A 16,326-nucleotide genomic window follows, 5' to 3' on the forward strand; every position below is an offset into this window, starting at 1 on the left:
CTACATACCTTCGCGGAGGACGGTCTTCTTGATCTTGCCCATGGGGGTGCGGGCGAAGCCGTCGACGAAGGTGATGGCATCGGGAACCTTGTAGCGGGCGAGGTGTTGGCCGCACAGGGCGATCAGATCGGCATCGCTCACCGCGCTGTCCTCCATCAGCTCGACGAAGGCGACCACACGCTCACCGAGACGGTCGTCCGGCACGCCGATCACCGCGCAGGCCGCGACGGCCGGACTCTCGTGGAGTACCCGTTCGACCTCGGCCGGGTACACGTTGGCGCCGCCTCGGATGATGAGGTCGTTCTTGCGATCGTGGATGCGCAGGTTGCCGTCGGCATCGAGCGAACCGATGTCACCGGTGTGCAGCAACCCGCCCCGCAGTGCCTCGGCGGTCGCATCCGCCCGGTTCCAGTAGCCGAGCATCGGCCGCCAGACGTCGACGAACTCGCCGTCGGTCGCGGTGCCCACGCACACCTCACCCGGCTCACCCGGCGCGCAGTCGCCACCGTTCTCGTCGAGGATTCGCACCGAGCACTGGGGCAGCGCCTTGCCACACGAGCCCTCGACCGGCGGCTCCGTGACGTCCTCCACCGTCACCGCCGTCGGTGCCTCCGTGAGCCCGTACCCGGTGCCCACCCGCACGCCGAACCGCTCCTCGTACAGCCGACGAAATGCGTCGGGCATGTCCGCGCCGCCCACGCCGATTGCCTGGATCGACGCGAGCATGTCGTCGGTCACTGCCGGATTCGTGAGCAGGTCGTGGACCATCGCGGGGACCGCGGAGAACGTCGTGATCCGCTCCGCCGCGATCCACTCGGCCATGCCGACCCCGTCCACGCGATCCATGCAGACGAGACTGAGCCCGCACTGGTATGACACACAGGGGCCGAGCACGACCAGGTTGAGAATCGTCAGCGGCAGGGCGACACCCATGACACCGCCGTCCGGATGGGTCCCCCGCACCGCACTCACGCGGCCCGGGACGAGCATGTTGTGCTGCGAGTGGACCGCACCCTTCGGGAACCCGGTCGTGCCGGACGTGTACGCGATCGCGGCCGGCGCGAGCGGGTCGATCGTCGCCCGCGTCGCGGCGTCCGCGCTCGCGACGCGCTCGCGCCACTCCCCCACCTCGACGATCTCCCGAAGCTCGGGGACCTCGCCATGTTGTCGCTGCGCGGCGGCCACGTCCGCGTCAGCGAGCAGCACCCCGGCCTGCGCGTCGCGCAGCATGTACGCCTTCTCCGGCGGCGCCAGCGGACGATTGATCCCGAGCCAGATCGCACCGAGTCGCATCGCGGCGAAGAACGCGATGACGATGTCGACGTCGTTCGGCAGCGACATCGCGACCCGGTCACCGGACCCCACACCGAGCGCCACCAACGCGCCCGCCGCACGGTCCACCTCCGCGTCGAGTTCCGCCAGCGTGAAGCGGCCACCCCGCCCGACGAGGGCGAGGGCGTCGGGCGAAGCCACGACCGCATCGTCCAGCAGCGCGGCGACCGTCCCCGGCCCTCCGACATCGCGGGGAGCCGTCGCTGGCGCGATGAGGCCGTGAGCCGCGAGGCCGATCACGCGGGCGCGGCGGCCAGCGAGGCGAGCGTCTCGCCCATGATCAGCGCCTGTTCGTCGTCCGTCAGCCCGGTCAGTCCGTCGCGGAACGTCAGCGGTTCGGCGAGCCCCTCGGCATGCGGGTAATCCGACCCGAACAGCACCTGCGACGCCCCGATGACGTCACACAGCGCCGGGATGTCCTCCTCGTGATACGGCGAGACGAACACCTTGTCCTTCACCACCTCGCTCGGGCGGCCGGACACATACCCGCCGGGCCACGGCCCGTTGCGCCCCATGCCCTTCATCTTGTCCATCGCCGCCAGGAGATAGGGCACCCACAGCGAGCCGTTCTCCACCGACATGATCCGGATGTTCGGGAACCGGCCGAAGAAGTTCATGAACGTCAGGCCCGAGATCGTCTGCATGATCGGCAGGTCGCCGTAGAAGCTCGTCCACTGGAAGGCCGACTGCTGATGCGACGACGGGTTCGCCTCCTCGCCCCACGCCACCGAGAACAGCTCGTTGTAGCCGGACTCGGAGATGTGGAACGTGACGGTCACGCCGGCCTCGTCGACGCGCGACCAGAACGGGTCGAACACGGGGTCGGCGGGATTGCGCCCGCCCTGTGGTCCGGGGCGGAGGTGGATGAAGCGGGCGCCCCGTTCGAGCACGGACTCGAGCTCGGCCACGGCGGCGTCCACGTCGATGAGCGACATCAGCGGCACGCCGTAGATCCGGCCGTCGGCGCCGAAGCCCCAGTCCTCCTCGAGCCAGCGGTTGAACGAGTGCACGTTGAGGTACGTCCGCTCCGGATCGTCCTTCATGAAGTGTTCGACACAGACGGCAACCGTCGGGAAGAGCACCATCGCATCGACTCCCTGCTCGTCCATCCGCGCCAGGCGAGCCTCACGATTCTGGTACTCGGGCTGGACCGGCTCGATCGCGTCGTTCTCCTCGATCGGTAGGCCCGACTTCATGTTGCGCAGCATCTCGCGCAGCGAGCCCGGCTTCGTGTGGACCTCGGAGAACGGCTCGCTCAGGAACGTGAACGGACGGTCGCCGATCAGCACCTCCGAGCGATCGCCCGACTCCACCACCCGAACCGCCTCCTCCATCCGGGACGCCGGCATGAACCGGGTGAAACAGTCCTGCGGCTCGTAGTAGTGGTTGTCGGCGTCGAAGATCACGAACGCTCCGGATCTGCGTTGAGTTGTGGTCGTCCTGCAACCACAACTTGGTTAAGAAGCATCCTGGTCTGGATCGCGGACCTGACGCTGGTGTTAGATTTCCGTCAACGAGACCCGTAGGTCAAGGGGGACCCCCGTGGACAAGAACGACATGATCCTCGTCAGCGTCGATGATCACCTGTGTGAGCCACCCGACATGTTCGATCAGCACCTTCCCGCGAAGTGGAAGGACGAGGCGCCGAAGCTGATCCGCACCGAGACCGGCGACGACGTCTGGACCTTCAACGGCGCGGTGATCCCCAACGTCGGGCTCAACGCGGTCGCCGGTCGCCCCAAGGAGGAGTACGGCCTCGAGCCGACCTGCTTCGAGGAGATGCGGCCCGGTTGCTACAGCGTCGACGACCGCATCAAGGACATGGACGCGGGCGGCGTGCTCGGGTCGATGTGCTTCCCGTCGTTCCCCGGCTTCGCGGGGCGGCTCTTCGCCGACCACCCCGACAAGGAGTTCGCGGCCGACCTGATCCGGGCCTACAACGACTGGCACATCGACGAGTGGTGTGGGGCCCATCCCGGCCGCTTCATCCCGATGATCCTGCCGATGATCTGGTCCGCGGAGGAGACCGCCGCCGAGATCCGCCGGGTCGCCGACAAGGGCTGCCACTCGATCACCTTCACCGAGAACCCCGTGCCCCTCGGGCAGCCGAGCTGGCACGACGAGGACTACTGGGACCCGATGTTCCACGCGCTCGTCGACTGCGACACCGTGCTGTCGATCCACCTCGGGTCGTCGGGCCAGATGGTCGTCACCGCACCGGACGCCCCGATGGACGTCATGATCCAGATGCAGCCGATGAACATCTCCACAGCCGCGGCCGACCTGATCTGGTCGACCATCCCCCGCCGTCATTCCGACATCAAGATCGCGCTCTCCGAGGGTGGCACCGGCTGGGTCCCCTACTTCATGGACCGGGCCGACAAGACCTACGACATGCACCACCTCTGGACCGGTCAGGACTTCGGCGACCTCAAGCCGAGCGACGTGTTCCGCCGCAACTTCCTGACGTGCTTCATCACCGATCCGGTCGGCATCAAGATGCGCCACGAGATCGGCATCGACAACATCACCTGGGAGATGGACTACCCCCACTCCGACTCGAACTGGCCGTGGGCTCCGGAGGAACTCGAGGAGCACCTCGCCGATGTTCCCGACGACGAGATCCACAAGATCACCCATCGCAACGCGATGGAGTGGTTCTCCTACGACCCCTTCTCGGTGATCCCCCGCGAGGAGTGCACGGTGGGTGCGCTCCGGGCCCGAGCCGGCGACCACGACGTGTCGGAGAAGTCGATGCTCACCGGGCGCCACGACCGAGACGACAAGATCTCGCTGGCGGAGTTCGCGGGTCGCACCTCGGCCCGCTGAGGATGTACGACCTCGGCGGGCGCACCGCGCTCGTCACCGGCGCGGCCGGCGGCGGCATCGGCAAGGCCACCGCTCGCCGCCTTCTCCTCGAAGGAGCCAACGTGGTCGTCACCGATCCGCACGAGCGCCGCACCGACGAGACGGTCGCCGCGTTCGCCGACGAGTTCGGGGCCGACCGGGTGATGGGCGCGTACCTCGACGCCGGTGACCGCGACCAGATCGACGAGGTCCTCGCCGCCGCCCGCGACCGGTTCGGCATCGTCGACGTGCTCGTCAACAACGCCGCTGTCAATGCCCTCAATCCGGTGGGCGACATGACGCCCGAGGAGTGGGACTGGGCGATCGGGGTCAACCTCTCCGGCCCCTGGTACCTGTGCCGCGCCGTTCTCCCGGCGATGGCCGAACAGGGCTGGGGTTCGATCGTCAACATCACGTCCGTCGCCGGCTGGATCCACGGCACCAACGAGGGCCCCTACGCCGGGGCCAAGGCCGCGCTGCATCAGCTCACGCGGACGATAGCGACCGAGTACGGACCTCAGGGCATCCGCTGCAACGGCGTCGCCCCGGGAATCATCCACACGTGGTTCGTCGACGCCAAGGCGCCGCAGTTGCTGGACGAAGCGCCGAAGACGCCGGTGCGGCGCCTCGGCACGCCGGAGGACATCGCCAACGTCGTCGCCTGGCTGGTGAGCGACGAGTCGAGCTTCGTCACCGGCGAGACGATCAACGCCAGCGGGGGCTGGTACATGCGGCCCTAGCGGACGGCATCCACGAGCGCTTGGTCGAGACAGGTCGTCGCGGTCTCGTCGGCAGCCCGGACCGTCGTGGCCAGGGTGACGGTGAAGCTGTCCGCCCCCGCGAAGGTCGACAGGGCCGGGAACTCGATCTCGATCGCGCCGTCGACCCACCGCGCCGTCGCGGTTCCTTCGGGGGGCCGCTCGCCCGTGCCGAAGGGGAGGGCGGTGACCGGCGCGCCGTCCCGACGAATGGTCGGGAACGACCACTGCCACTCCGCACCGCCCAGGAACGCCCCGTCGTCGGTCTCGATGAACTCGCCGAACAGAACGGTGAGGCCGAACTCGAGGTCCCAGCCACCCGGGAGCGCGGCCGCGGTCGGGTCGTCGAACTCGATGTCCATGATGCCTCCGGGCGCGAACCCGTCGACCACCGAGTCGAGGTCGGGGCGGAAGTACACCTCCTCGATGTTGACCATGCGGATGGCGTCGACATCGGGCGTCGCGACGTCGCGATCGGTCGCCGTGCACGCGTTCTCCTGGAACTCGTTGCGCACGTCGCTCGCGTCGGACGGCTCCTGCGACGACGCCGCGATGGGTGACGGAGCGGCCTCGACCTCGGGCTCCGTGTGCGAGAAGCCGATCCGCGACCCGTCGGGCCGGTTGCCGAGCGCGTCGACCTGTCGACCCGTGAAGATGACATCGACCTCCTCACCCTCGTCGAGCCGCTCGCAGCGCGTGAAGCCGAAGTCCGGCACCCGTTCGAAGAAGAACCATCGCCCGCTCCCGAACGCATCGAGGTCGTACACGATGTCGCCGACGAAGCTCTCCGCCGTGCGCGAGTTCGCGCCGCCCTGCGGGTCGCCGGTGCACAGCGAGAGTTGACCCCAGAGATCGATTCCCGTGTTGCGCGACGGCGTCACCACCCGCCCGATGATGCGGTCCCCCTCGTAGGCGAACTCGAGCACGCCGTCGCCGATGAGGGTGAACTGCCCGAGCAGATCCGGCGAGATGCCTCCATCGACGGGCGAGGGGGTCATCGTCGGACCGTCGTTGCCGAGCGGGTCGTCGGGCGGCTCACCCGGGATGCCGTCGATCGGTTCGCCGGGCCCGCCGCCATCGTCGGCGCCGGGCACCACATCGTCTCCGGGCAGGTCGCCCACGTCATCGATGACCGCGGGCGGATCGCTGGAGACGCCGTCGTCGCCGCCGATCACGCCCGTGCCGACCAGGACCGCGCCGCCGAGGCCGATGCCGACCCCGATGACCGCGGCCGGGACCCAGCGAGGGAGTCCGTTGCCCGACGAGATGAGGGGCGGCTCGGGCGGGCCGATGTTCTTGCCGAATCGCGGCGTCTCGGCCACGACCGGAGCGGGGGACGCGTGATCGGCGCCACCGGACACGCGGGGCGGTGCCGCGTCGATCGCCACCATCTCACCCAGCGTGTCGCCGACCGCGAGCACGCGTTCCGGCCCGACCTCCGCCCGCGGCCAGTCGAGCGCGGGATCCGCCGGCTGGCGCTGGGGAACGCCACAGACGTCCCGTTCGGGCGGCGCGAGATGTTCCACCGGTCCGATCGTGTCGAACCAGCCCCCGCGCGCCGCATCGGCGTGATCCCGAAGGACTCTCGAGCCGGGGGTGCGGAGCCGAGCGGCGATCAGGCGGTCGAGCCGCCCGGCGTCGAGGTCCGCCACGAACCGGGCGAGACCCGACCGGGGCACGGCCGCGAAGATCCGGTCGTTCCGATCCGCGATCTCCAGAACCGACGCGTCCCAGGTGAGCGCGTACGGCCGGATCCGGAGGTCGGCGCGAACGCGGGTGGCGACGACCGCGCCCTCCGCCACGACCCCGTTCGGACGCGCGGCCGGTGCCGGTGCGCGATCCACGCCGCGCTCGCAGGGCAGCGGGCGCGCCCCGGCGACGATCTCGTCCGCGGCCGCGAGGTCGGGCGCCCCGACCACTCCGTCCAGGCGTTCCCGCGCCGCCGCCCAGGCGCGCTCGAGCAGGTCCTGCGCTCGGAGCCGACCCCGCCGTTCGCCCCGGAGCTTCGCGCGCCGGCCACCTTCGAGGAGATCGATGCCGAAGGCGCCTCGATCCAAATACCAGCCCCATCGATCGACAGCCGGCTCGATCTGCATCCGCGCGGCCCGCGGGAGGTCGGCGAGGAGACGCTCGCCCGACACGATGTCGCGACACAGGAGAACACCGCCGAGCGCGAGTGCCGTGGCCGCCTCGAGGTCGTGCTCACGCACGTACTCCGCTCCGAGCTCGACGCGGCCGGCGCGGGGGCGAACCAGGAGGCCCGGCGAGTCGACGTCGTCCATCAACAGCATCAGGGCCGGCCCGAAGGCGCGGGCGAAGAGGCCACCGACCTCCTCACAGGCGTCGTCGGACACCGAGACGGAGAGATGGGTGGACTCACCGACGAACGAACACTCCGGGTAGAGACCGGCGAGGGTGCCGGCCCCCAACCCCGTCCAGGCGACCACGGTCTCGACGACGCCCCGGAGCACTTCGAGGGGCGGCGTCGCGATCTCGGCCTCCGCCCCGTCGCAGGTGAGCTTCAGGCCGCTGTGCAGGCGATAGGCATGGATGTCGCCCGGATCGAGACGCCGGCCGGGCACCGCCCGGCGGTGAATGAGCCGACGAAAATCGACGCGGGCGCCGTCCCGCCACACCTGGTACTCGTGCTCGACACCGATCTGATCCGCCATGGACTCAGAGGGCCGGTGGCCCGTCGTCGAGCCCCTCGAGCGCAGGAGGCTCCGGAGCATTCGACTGCCCGCCAATGGAGTCCATGGACAGGCTCGTCGGGTCGACCTTCGGCATGGCGCCTTCCTTCCTCTCGCGCCGGCGGTCGCGGTCTTCCTCGCGGCGCTCGCGTGCCTTCTCCTCACGCTCTCGGGCCTTGCGCTTCGCCTCTCGCTCGCCCGCGGCCTTGGCATCCGCGTCGCGTTGTTCCTGTTCGAGACGGTCGGTCTCGCGCTTCAGCTCCTCCCACGACGGCTCGGGCTCCTTCGCCGCGGGATCCCCGGAGGTCGGCGGCGCTTCTTCGGTCGTCTCCGCGGGGCTCGCCGATTCATCCCCGGCGCCCGCGCCGGAGGGCGGCGGCGACATGGTGCGTCGTGCCGTCTCGTTCCCGTCCGCATCGCGTTCGGTCACCTGCGTTCCGTCCGCGGTCGTCTCGTAGTCGGTGGTCGAACCGTCCGGGTTCTCCTTCGTCATCGTCGCCCGACCGCTTCCCTGGGGACGCGCCGCCTCCGGCTGCACCTCGGTCGCGGTCGGCGCGGAAGCACCACCGACGGTCTCGGCCGATCCCGTGCCGGCGGGGACGTTGAACTTCTCGGACATGGTTGGCCCTCTCTCCGTGGTGTGGTCGTCGCTCGCGACCATGCAGGGCGCCCGTCAGCGGCGCGTCAGTCACGGCGCTGGCGGGCCATCGCGAAGCGGGCGATCATGGCCCATGGCCAAGTGGGGCACGGGTGGCGCAACGCCGAGGCGGCCGCGGGTCGAGGAGCTGCTCGTCCAGCGTTGGAACGTCCGCGCGATGCAGCTCGCCGCCGGCGCCGGCTGCGGCAAGACGACCGCGCTCCGCCGCACGATCGAGGCGAATCGCACCGACCCGATGGGCGTCGACCTCTTCGCCTCGGTCGGCGATCACGGCAGCCTGGCGGAGGCGATCGAGCGGCTCGGTAACCAGCTCGCCCAGTCGAGAAGCGACGCGTCGTCCTTGATTCGGGCGATCACGGCCCTCGCACCGCGGCACGTGTGCCTGATCGTGGATGACGCCCACAAGCTCGACGATCCGGCGGCGCTCGCCGCCTTCGGTGCGCAGCTGCCGAGCAACGCCCACCTGCTGGTCGGCACCCGGAGTCGCCTCGACATCGACGGCGCGGTCCTGGTGCTCGAGGACGACCTCGCGTTCGACGACTCGGAGATCGCCGCCCTGGCCGCCGCGACCGGCCGACCCGCGGACGAGCTGGCCCGCGTCGGTCGCTGGCCGGCAGGGGTCGATCTCGCGGCGACCTCCGGTCGCGCGGCTGCGGACCGGGCTGTGGCGGAGACACTCGTCGGCGAGCTCGGCGCCGACACCCGAGCCGCGGTGGAAGCCGTCGCGGTGCTCGGCCGGGCGAGCGATGCCGTGCTGCACTCGCTCGGCGTGCGGATCAGCGCTTCCGCGCTGGCCGAGGCCGTCCCCCTGCTGCGCCGCGAGGACGACGACGTGGTCGCCCACGACCTGCTCCGCGGCGCGCTCACCGATCAGGTGGAGCACGCCACATCGACCCGCCGGACGGCCGCCGCGGCACTCCTCGCGAGCGGGGACATCGAGCCGGCGGCGTCCCATCTCGCCGACGCCGGCGACTGGGACGCGGCGCTCGATGCCCTCGCCACCCGCACCATCGGTGGTCTCAGCGCCAGCGGTCACGCGACGGCCCGGCGCTGGCTCGACCGGGTTCCCCCGACGCACCTCGACCACCCGACCTGCGGGTTGTTCCGCGCCGCGATCGCCCGACGCCAGGATCCGGCGCTCCCCGAGGTCCGTGAGCAGCTCGAGCGCGTCACCCGGGCGTTCGAGGAACGCGGTCACCAGGAGGGCGAACTCGCGGGGCTCACCATGCTCGGCTACATCCACTCTCGGGTGACCGGCGACCTGCTCGGTCTCGCAGGCGTGCATGCCCGGGTGGTCGAGCTCCACGCCGCCGGTTGTGATGCCGCGACCGGACTGGCGATGCTCGGCGATGCCGTCATCGCCCACATCAGTGGCGACGTCGCCGACGCGGCACGGCGCCTGGATGCACTGCCGCGGAGCACGCTCACCGATGAATGGCAGGGGATCGCGGACTGGTACCACGGGATGGCGCTGCTCGACCTCGGCCGCCCGGCCGACGCCCTCGCCGTCCGGGACGCGCCCCGCGAGGAAGCCAAGATCCCGATGGAGGAGTCGCTGCACGGCGCGACATGGGCGCGATGGGCGTCCGGCGACGTGCGGCCCATCACCGCGGCGTTGCGCGCTGCGCTCGACAGCCCGGTGCCCGCCCTTCCGCGCGAGCGGGTGGACACGGGGCTGTACTCCCTCGGCTTCCTGAGCGCCACCGGCGATCTCGAGAGCGCCCGACGCGCCGAGCGGATGGTGCTCGACAACATCGGGCCGGACGACCACACGATTCGCGACAACCTCCTCGTCGCCCAGTCGATGTTCGCGGTTGCGGACGACGACGAAGCGCTCGCGGCGGACCTCCTCCACCGCCGGTTCCCGACCGGCCTCACCACGGCCGCAGAGCGCCGCGCGACCATACGCCTGCTCCCGATCCCCTATGTGGTCGACGCCGAACTCCGCGCCGACATCGATGCGCAGGACTGGCCGGGGGTGTGGGCGGCCGGGCTCACGCTCGCTCGGAGCCTGGTCGCGGCGCGCGACGGCGCGCCGGTCGAGTGGACGACGCTGCCGTGGCACGAGCCGGACATGCTGGTCTCGCATCTCGGGTTGCGATGGGCGATCGAGCTCTGTGCCCGCGCCCATCAGCTCGGCGTCGGTCCGGCGCGCGAGTCCTGTTCCGCGCTGCTCGAGCACTTCCCGACCGCGTCGATCCGGCTTCTCGACGCGATGCGCGAGGGCGGCGATCCCGGTCTCGCGAAGGGGGCTGCGTCGCTGCTCACGGAGCTGCCGGCCCCGCCGCCGGTCGCCGTGCGGGTGGCGATGCTCGGCCCGACGACGATGCATCGCGGGGACACCGAGGTCGCGGACAAGGACTGGCGGCGGGAACGGGTCCGGGCCCTCCTCACCCTGCTGGTGGTCGAACGCCGGGTCACGCGTGAGGTCGCGGCGACTCAGCTGTGGCCCGACCTCGAAGCCGACCGGGCGGCGGCGAATCTGCGGACGACGCTGAACTATCTCCAGCGGGTTCTCGAACCGGATCGACCGCGCAACGCGGCATCGTGGCTACTGCGGACCGACGGCACCCTGTTGCGTATCGTCGACGACGACTGTCTCGCGATCGACGTGTGGGACTTCGAGGCGGCGACGGAACGCGCCGAGGACCTCGAACGAGCCGGCGACGCCGAGGGAGCGGTCACCCACCGGCTGGCCGCCATCGAGCTGTGGCAGGGCGATCCGTTCACCGAATGCCGCTACGAGGACTGGGCGATGCCGGAGATCGAGCGGCTCCGCCTTCTGCTGTTCCGCCAACTCGTGCGAGCGGCGGAGGTGCTCGCGGCGACCGGTCGGGTCGACGAGGCGATCACGCTCGCCGGTCGGGCGCTCACGCTCGAGCCGACGGCCGAGAACGCGGCGCGGGCGCTGGTGACCGCCCACCTCCAGCGCGACGACATCGGGTCGGCGCGGGCCGCGTACCGCCAGGCGCTCACCGGTATCGAGACGATGGGTTTCGCGCCCGAACCGGCCACCCTCGAACTCGGACGCCGTCTCGGCCTGAGCTGATCAGCCCCGCCGAGAAAGTATGACGGTGTCAGACACCAGAACGCGCGGGGTCAGCGCAGGCCGCCGTCCATGCGCAGGATCGCGCCGGTGGTGAATGATGACGCGTCGGTGGCGAAGTAAAGGGCGGCACCGACGACCTCGCCGGGCTCGCCGGCCCGGCCCAGGGAAAGGGCCGAACCGATGCCGGCCAACGCCTGTTCGTCCCACGCCTTCGCGATGTCGGTGAGGAACGGACCGGGCTGGATGCAGTTGACCCGCACCTCCGGGCCGTACGCCTTCGAGAGCATCTCCGTCATGTTGTGGAGACCGGCCTTCGCCATCGCGTAGACCGCCTCCCCCGGCGTGGGCTTCACCGCCGCCGTCGAGCTGACGGAGATGATCGACCCCTTGCCGTTGGCCTTCATGTGGTCGCCCATCAGGATGGACAGGCGGAACGTTCCCTTCAGGTTGACGTCCATCGTCTTGTCGTAGAGCGCCTCGGTGATCTCGGCGAGCGACGGGTAGAGCGGCGACATCCCCGCGTTGTTGACGAGGACGTCGATCGTCCCGAACTCGGCGATGGCCGCCTCGGCGAGCGCGTCCGCCTGCTCCCAGTAGCCGATGTGGCATTCGACCGGGAGCGCCCGCACGCCATGGGCGGCCTCGACCTCGGCGGCCAGCGTCTCGCAGTTGTCGAGCTTGCGGCTCGCGATGACGACGTTGGCTCCCTGGGCCGCGAATGCACGAACCGTCTCGGCGCCGAGGCCGCGGCTTCCCCCCGTGACGATCGCCGTCCGCCCGGAGAGATCGAACAGGTCGGTGGGCGCGGTCATGCGCGGGATCGTAGCCATGTGGACATGGGACCACCCGACGAGAAATACTGACACGACTGTTAGATCCGCTCCGGAGGCCACCATGGCGCGCACGATCGACTACCCCGTCTTCGATGCCGACAACCACATGTACGAAACGGAGGAGGCCTTCACCCGCTACCTCCCCGACGCGCACAAGGGCGCGATCAAGTACGTCCAGGTGAACGGACGCACGAAGATCGCGATCAACAACACCATCTCGGACTACATCCCGAATCCGACCTTCGAGGTCGTCGCCCAACCGGGCGCCCAGGAGGAGTACTTCCGCACCGGCAACCCCGACGGCAAGAGCCTTCGCGAGATCTTCGGCGAACCGATGAAATGCCCGGATTGGGCCCGCAACGCCGCGGCCCGCCTCCCCCACCTCGACGAACTGGGGCTCGACGGCTCGCTCATGTTCCCCACCCTCGCCAGCCTCCTCGAGGAGCGCATGCGCGACGACCCGGACCTCTGCCACGCCGCGATCCACTCGCTCAACCAGTGGATCTACGACGAGTGGACGTTCAACCACGAGGACCGCATCTTCGCCACACCGGTGATCGCTCTGCCGATCGTGGAGAAGGCGATCGAGGAGCTCGAGTGGGTCCTCGATCGAGGCGCCCGCTGCATCCTCATCCGCCCGGCTCCCGCCTGGGGCCTGCGAGGCCCGCGCTCGCCGGGGCTCGAGGAGTTCGACCCGTTCTGGGCCCGCGTACAGGAGGCCGGTGTCTTCGTCGGCATGCATTCGTCCGACTCGGGCTACGCCGATCTGGCGAGCGTCTGGGAAGGCCGGGGCGAGTTCCTCCCGTTCCAGCCGAACCCGTTCCGGAGCCTCGTCATGAGCAATCGGCCGATCACCGACATGATGAACGCGATGATCTGCCATGGCGCGTTCACCCGGTTCCCCGACATGCGGTTCGGCACGATCGAGAACGGCGGCACCTGGGTGAAGCCCCTCGTCGAGGGCCTCGAGGCGATCTACAAGAAGATGCCCCACGAGTTCGACGAGCACCCGGTGAACACCTTCCGGCGCAACGTCTACGTCAACCCGTTCTGGGAGGACGCCATCGAGGGGCTGATCGAGATCATGACGCCGGACCGACTCCTCTTCGGCTCCGACTATCCGCACCCGGAGGGGCTCGCGAACCCGATCTCGTTCGCGGACGATCTCCCCGACAGCCTGTCCGATGCCGACGTGGCGAAGATCATGGGCGGCAACCTCAAGGAACTGCTGAAGGTCTGACGGTGAAGGTCCAACTCGACCGCGACCGCTGCCAGGGGCACGGTCGCTGCTATGTGCTCGCCTCATCCGTCTTCGAATCGGACGACGACGGCTACGGCCTCGTCGTCTCGGACTCGGTGCCGGTGGAGCTCCACGAACCGGCGCGCAAGGGCGCCGGCAACTGTCCGGAAGACGCCATCACCATCATCGAGGATTGACTGTGCCCGACGAGAACACTGTGCCAGACGAGAACGAGATCCCCGAGGCCGGTGCGGCCGGCGACGACAGCATCCAAGCCGTCTACAGGATCCTGCGCGACACGATGCCCGTGATGGCGATCGAGCACGAGATGATGACCGGCACCACCGTCGCGCTCCAGGACGACGTCATGACCGTCCTGCAGAATCCCGACGTCTTCTCGTCGCTCGGCGCCGCGGAGATCGGTCAGATCCGTCCGCTGATCCCGCTCGAGATCGACCCCCCGGAACATTCGAAGTACCGCAAGCTGCTCGACCCCCTCTTCGCGCCCCGCCGGGTCGCGGAGCTCGAGGGTTCGACGCGGTCGCTGGTGAACACCCTCATCGACCGGGTGATCGACGCCGGTGAGGCCAACTTCCATCACGCGATCGCCGAGCCGCTCCCGAGCCAGGTCTTCCTCACGATGTTCGGCCTCGATGTCGGACGCACGCCCGAGTTCATCGAGTTGAAGGACGGCATCATCCGCCCGCCGGTCGAGTCACCGGCCGAGGCGACCGCGTATCGCAACGAGACGGGGCGACGGATCTACGCCGTTCTCGCCGAGGCGATCGAGGAGAAGAAGCAGGCGCGCACCGACGACTTCATCTCACAGTTCCTCGACGCGGAGGTGGACGGCCATCGGCTCACCGAGGAGGACGTGCAGGACATCGGCTACCTCTTCTTCCTCGCCGGGCTCGACACCGTCACCGCCTCGCTCGACTGCATGCTCGCGTACCTCGCCCAGCACCCGAACCAGCGGCAGCGCCTCGTGGACCGTCCCGACGACATCCCGGCCGCGGTCGAGGAGCTCTTGCGGTGGGAGTCGCCGGTCGCCGGGGTTGTCCGCGTCGCGACGCAGGACACCGAGCTGTCCGGCTGCCCGATCAAGGCGGGCGAGACGGTGTCGGTCAACATCGGCTCAGCGAACACCGACGAGCGCTTCTGGGCCGACGCCGACTCGGTCGACTTCGACCGCGAGATCAACAAGCACATCGCCTTCGGCGGCGGCGTGCACCGCTGTCTCGGGTCGCACCTCGCCCGCATGGAGCTGCGGGTGTGTCTCGAGGAATGGCACAAGCGGGTGCCCTCGTATGAACTCAAGCCGGGCACGGTGCCCGAGTACACGATGGGGTTGCGCAGCGTCGACAACCTCGAACTGATCTGGGAGACGTGATGGACCAGAAGCTGCTGATCGACGGCGAACTCGTCGATGCCGAGAACGGCGCGTTGTTCGACAACATCAACCCGGCGACGGAGGAAGTGATCGGCCAGGTCGCCGACGGCAGCAAGGCCGACATGGAGCGGGCCGTCGCCGCGGCTCGTCGCGCCTTCGACACCACCGACTGGTCGACGAACCACGCGTTCCGCAAGGCGTGCCTACTGCAGCTCCAGGAGGCGATCGAGAGCGAGCAGGAGGAGTTCCGCCAGGACCTCGTCGCCGAGGTCGGGTGCCCGCTCCTCATCACCTACGGCCCCCAACTCGACGCACCGCTGCGCGAAGCCCTGCGCTGGCCGGCCGAGATGATCGACACGTTCGAGTGGAAGCGCTCGATCGGCGGGGCGGACGCGATGGGCGTCGGCTACCAGACCGAGCGCGAGGTCTGGAAGGAGCCGATCGGTGTGGTGGGCGTGATCGTGCCGTGGAACTTCCCGATGGAGATCACCCTCAACAAGCTGGGTCCGGTCCTCGCGATGGGAAACACCTGCGTGATCAAGCCCGCGCCCGACACGTCCGCCACGTCCGCACGGCTCGGACGCCTGATCGCCGAGAAGACCGACATTCCCGCGGGCGTCGTCAACATCGTGTCGAGTGAGGACCACCTCACCGGCGAGGTGCTCACGACGTCGCCGGACGTCGACCTAGTCGCGTTCACCGGGTCGAGCGCGACCGGCAAGCGGATCATGGAGGCGGCGGCGGCCACGCTGAAGCCGGTGTTCCTCGAGCTCGGCGGCAAGTCCGCCAACATCTATCTCGACGACGTCGACCTCTCCCAGGCGCTCGCGAGCGCGGTCACCTCGTGCATGCACGGCGGCCAGGGCTGCGCCATCCCGACCCGACTGCTCGTGCCCCGCGATCGCTACGACGAGGCGGTCGCGGCGGCAACGGAGAGCTTCGCCAACTGGAACTACGGCGACCCGACCGATGCCAACAACCTGCAGGGCCCCCAGGTGTCGAAGAAGCAGCACGACCGGGTGCTCGGCTACATCCAGAAGGGCATCGACGAGGGCGCCCGCGTCGCCATCGGTGGCGGTGTCCCGGCCCATCTCGAGAAGGGGTACTACGTCGAGCCGACGCTCTTCGTGGACGTCGACAACTCGATGACGATCGCCCAGGAGGAGATCTTCGGGCCCGTGATCTGTCTCATCGCCTATGACGACGAAGAGGACGCGATCCGGATCGCCAACGACTCGCCGTTCGGGCTGTCCGGCAACATCTTCAGCGCGGACCTCGAGCGGGCCAAGCGCGTCGCGGCGCGCATCCGCACCGGCACGCTCGGCATCAACGGCGGCGTCTGGTACGGCGCGGACGCCCCGTTCGGCGGCTACAAGGGATCCGGCATCGGCCGCCAGTGCGGCATCGAGGGCCTCGAGATCTTCACCGAGACCAAAACCGTCGGCTGGCCCGCCTAGCCGAGCAATCTGCCCAACACGAGGAACCTGCCCAACACGAGCAACCTGCCCAACACGAGGAACCTGCCCAAC

At 69.5% G+C, this 16,326-nt stretch carries 12 protein-coding genes; 7 read left to right on the top strand and 5 right to left on the bottom strand.

All coding sequences use genetic code 11. From position 1 onward, the window contains the following. Both R8F63_13775 and R8F63_13780 read right to left on the bottom strand, forming a co-directional pair. Positions 1 to 1,473: an AMP-binding protein gene (locus tag R8F63_13775; protein ID MDW3219677.1), complete on the bottom strand. Its 1,473-nt coding sequence runs from the start codon at positions 1,471 to 1,473 to the stop codon at positions 1 to 3. A 95-nt stretch (positions 1,474 to 1,568) separates the two neighbouring features. Beyond that, complete coding sequence (locus R8F63_13780; protein MDW3219678.1) at positions 1,569 to 2,738, bottom strand: amidohydrolase family protein; 1,170 nt, start codon at positions 2,736 to 2,738, stop codon at positions 1,569 to 1,571. A 136-nt stretch (positions 2,739 to 2,874) separates the two neighbouring features. Between R8F63_13780 and R8F63_13785 the strand changes: the two genes are divergently transcribed. Both R8F63_13785 and R8F63_13790 read left to right on the top strand, forming a co-directional pair. Continuing rightward, on the top strand, positions 2,875 to 4,161 hold the full coding sequence (locus R8F63_13785) for an amidohydrolase family protein (GenBank protein MDW3219679.1): 1,287 nt from the start codon (positions 2,875 to 2,877) through the stop codon (positions 4,159 to 4,161). A 2-nt stretch (positions 4,162 to 4,163) separates the two neighbouring features. Next, positions 4,164 to 4,919: an SDR family oxidoreductase gene (locus R8F63_13790; protein ID MDW3219680.1), complete on the top strand. Its 756-nt coding sequence runs from the start codon at positions 4,164 to 4,166 to the stop codon at positions 4,917 to 4,919. Here the strand turns inward: R8F63_13790 and R8F63_13795 are convergent. Beyond that, a complete protein-coding gene (locus R8F63_13795; protein ID MDW3219681.1) occupies positions 4,916 to 7,609 on the bottom strand; it encodes a hypothetical protein in 2,694 nt (897 codons plus the stop codon). The genes R8F63_13790 and R8F63_13795 overlap by 4 nt on opposite strands. A 4-nt stretch (positions 7,610 to 7,613) precedes the next feature. Next, the gene (locus R8F63_13800) at positions 7,614 to 8,246 is read right to left on the bottom strand and encodes a hypothetical protein (GenBank protein MDW3219682.1); all 633 of its coding nucleotides are present in this window, start codon (positions 8,244 to 8,246) and stop codon (positions 7,614 to 7,616) included. A gap of 112 nt (positions 8,247 to 8,358) precedes the next feature. Between R8F63_13800 and R8F63_13805 the strand changes: the two genes are divergently transcribed. Further along, positions 8,359 to 11,334 carry a BTAD domain-containing putative transcriptional regulator gene (locus tag R8F63_13805; protein ID MDW3219683.1) on the top strand — a complete coding sequence of 992 codons (2,976 nt, stop codon included), beginning with the start codon at positions 8,359 to 8,361 and terminating at the stop codon, positions 11,332 to 11,334. A gap of 50 nt (positions 11,335 to 11,384) precedes the next feature. Here R8F63_13805 and R8F63_13810 read toward each other — a convergent pair whose 3' ends face one another. After that, positions 11,385 to 12,146: a glucose 1-dehydrogenase gene (locus tag R8F63_13810; GenBank protein ID MDW3219684.1), complete on the bottom strand. Its 762-nt coding sequence runs from the start codon at positions 12,144 to 12,146 to the stop codon at positions 11,385 to 11,387. A gap of 82 nt (positions 12,147 to 12,228) precedes the next feature. Between R8F63_13810 and R8F63_13815 the strand changes: the two genes are divergently transcribed. From R8F63_13815 to R8F63_13830, 4 genes are read left to right on the top strand one after another with little or no spacing between them, the layout of a single operon-like run. Then, positions 12,229 to 13,407, top strand: a complete 1,179-nt coding sequence (locus tag R8F63_13815; protein MDW3219685.1) for an amidohydrolase family protein — start codon at positions 12,229 to 12,231, stop codon at positions 13,405 to 13,407. 2 nt (positions 13,408 to 13,409) lie between these two features. After that, entirely contained in the window at positions 13,410 to 13,604 is a 195-nt protein-coding gene (locus R8F63_13820; protein ID MDW3219686.1) for a ferredoxin, read from the top strand. A gap of 20 nt (positions 13,605 to 13,624) precedes the next feature. Further along, entirely contained in the window at positions 13,625 to 14,797 is a 1,173-nt protein-coding gene (locus R8F63_13825; protein ID MDW3219687.1) for a cytochrome P450, read from the top strand. Beyond that, on the top strand, positions 14,797 to 16,254 hold the full coding sequence (locus tag R8F63_13830) for an aldehyde dehydrogenase family protein (protein ID MDW3219688.1): 1,458 nt from the start codon (positions 14,797 to 14,799) through the stop codon (positions 16,252 to 16,254). The genes R8F63_13825 and R8F63_13830 overlap by 1 nt, the downstream gene beginning before the upstream one ends. Positions 16,255 to 16,326: the final 72 nt, after the last annotated feature.

The organism is Acidimicrobiales bacterium (assembly GCA_033344915.1).
Lineage (GTDB): Bacteria > Actinomycetota > Acidimicrobiia > Acidimicrobiales > Aldehydirespiratoraceae > JAJRXC01.

Coding starts and splice junctions, on each gene's coding strand:
- R8F63_13805 (MDW3219683.1), top strand. CDS start 8,359: ATGGCCAAGTGGGGCACGGGTGGCGCAACGCCGAGGCGGCCGCGGGTC.
- R8F63_13790 (MDW3219680.1), top strand. CDS start 4,164: ATGTACGACCTCGGCGGGCGCACCGCGCTCGTCACCGGCGCGGCCGGC.
- R8F63_13815 (MDW3219685.1), top strand. CDS start 12,229: ATGGCGCGCACGATCGACTACCCCGTCTTCGATGCCGACAACCACATG.
- R8F63_13830 (MDW3219688.1), top strand. CDS start 14,797: ATGGACCAGAAGCTGCTGATCGACGGCGAACTCGTCGATGCCGAGAAC.
- R8F63_13795 (MDW3219681.1), bottom strand. CDS start 7,609: ATGGCGGATCAGATCGGTGTCGAGCACGAGTACCAGGTGTGGCGGGAC.
- R8F63_13800 (MDW3219682.1), bottom strand. CDS start 8,246: ATGTCCGAGAAGTTCAACGTCCCCGCCGGCACGGGATCGGCCGAGACC.
- R8F63_13810 (MDW3219684.1), bottom strand. CDS start 12,146: ATGACCGCGCCCACCGACCTGTTCGATCTCTCCGGGCGGACGGCGATC.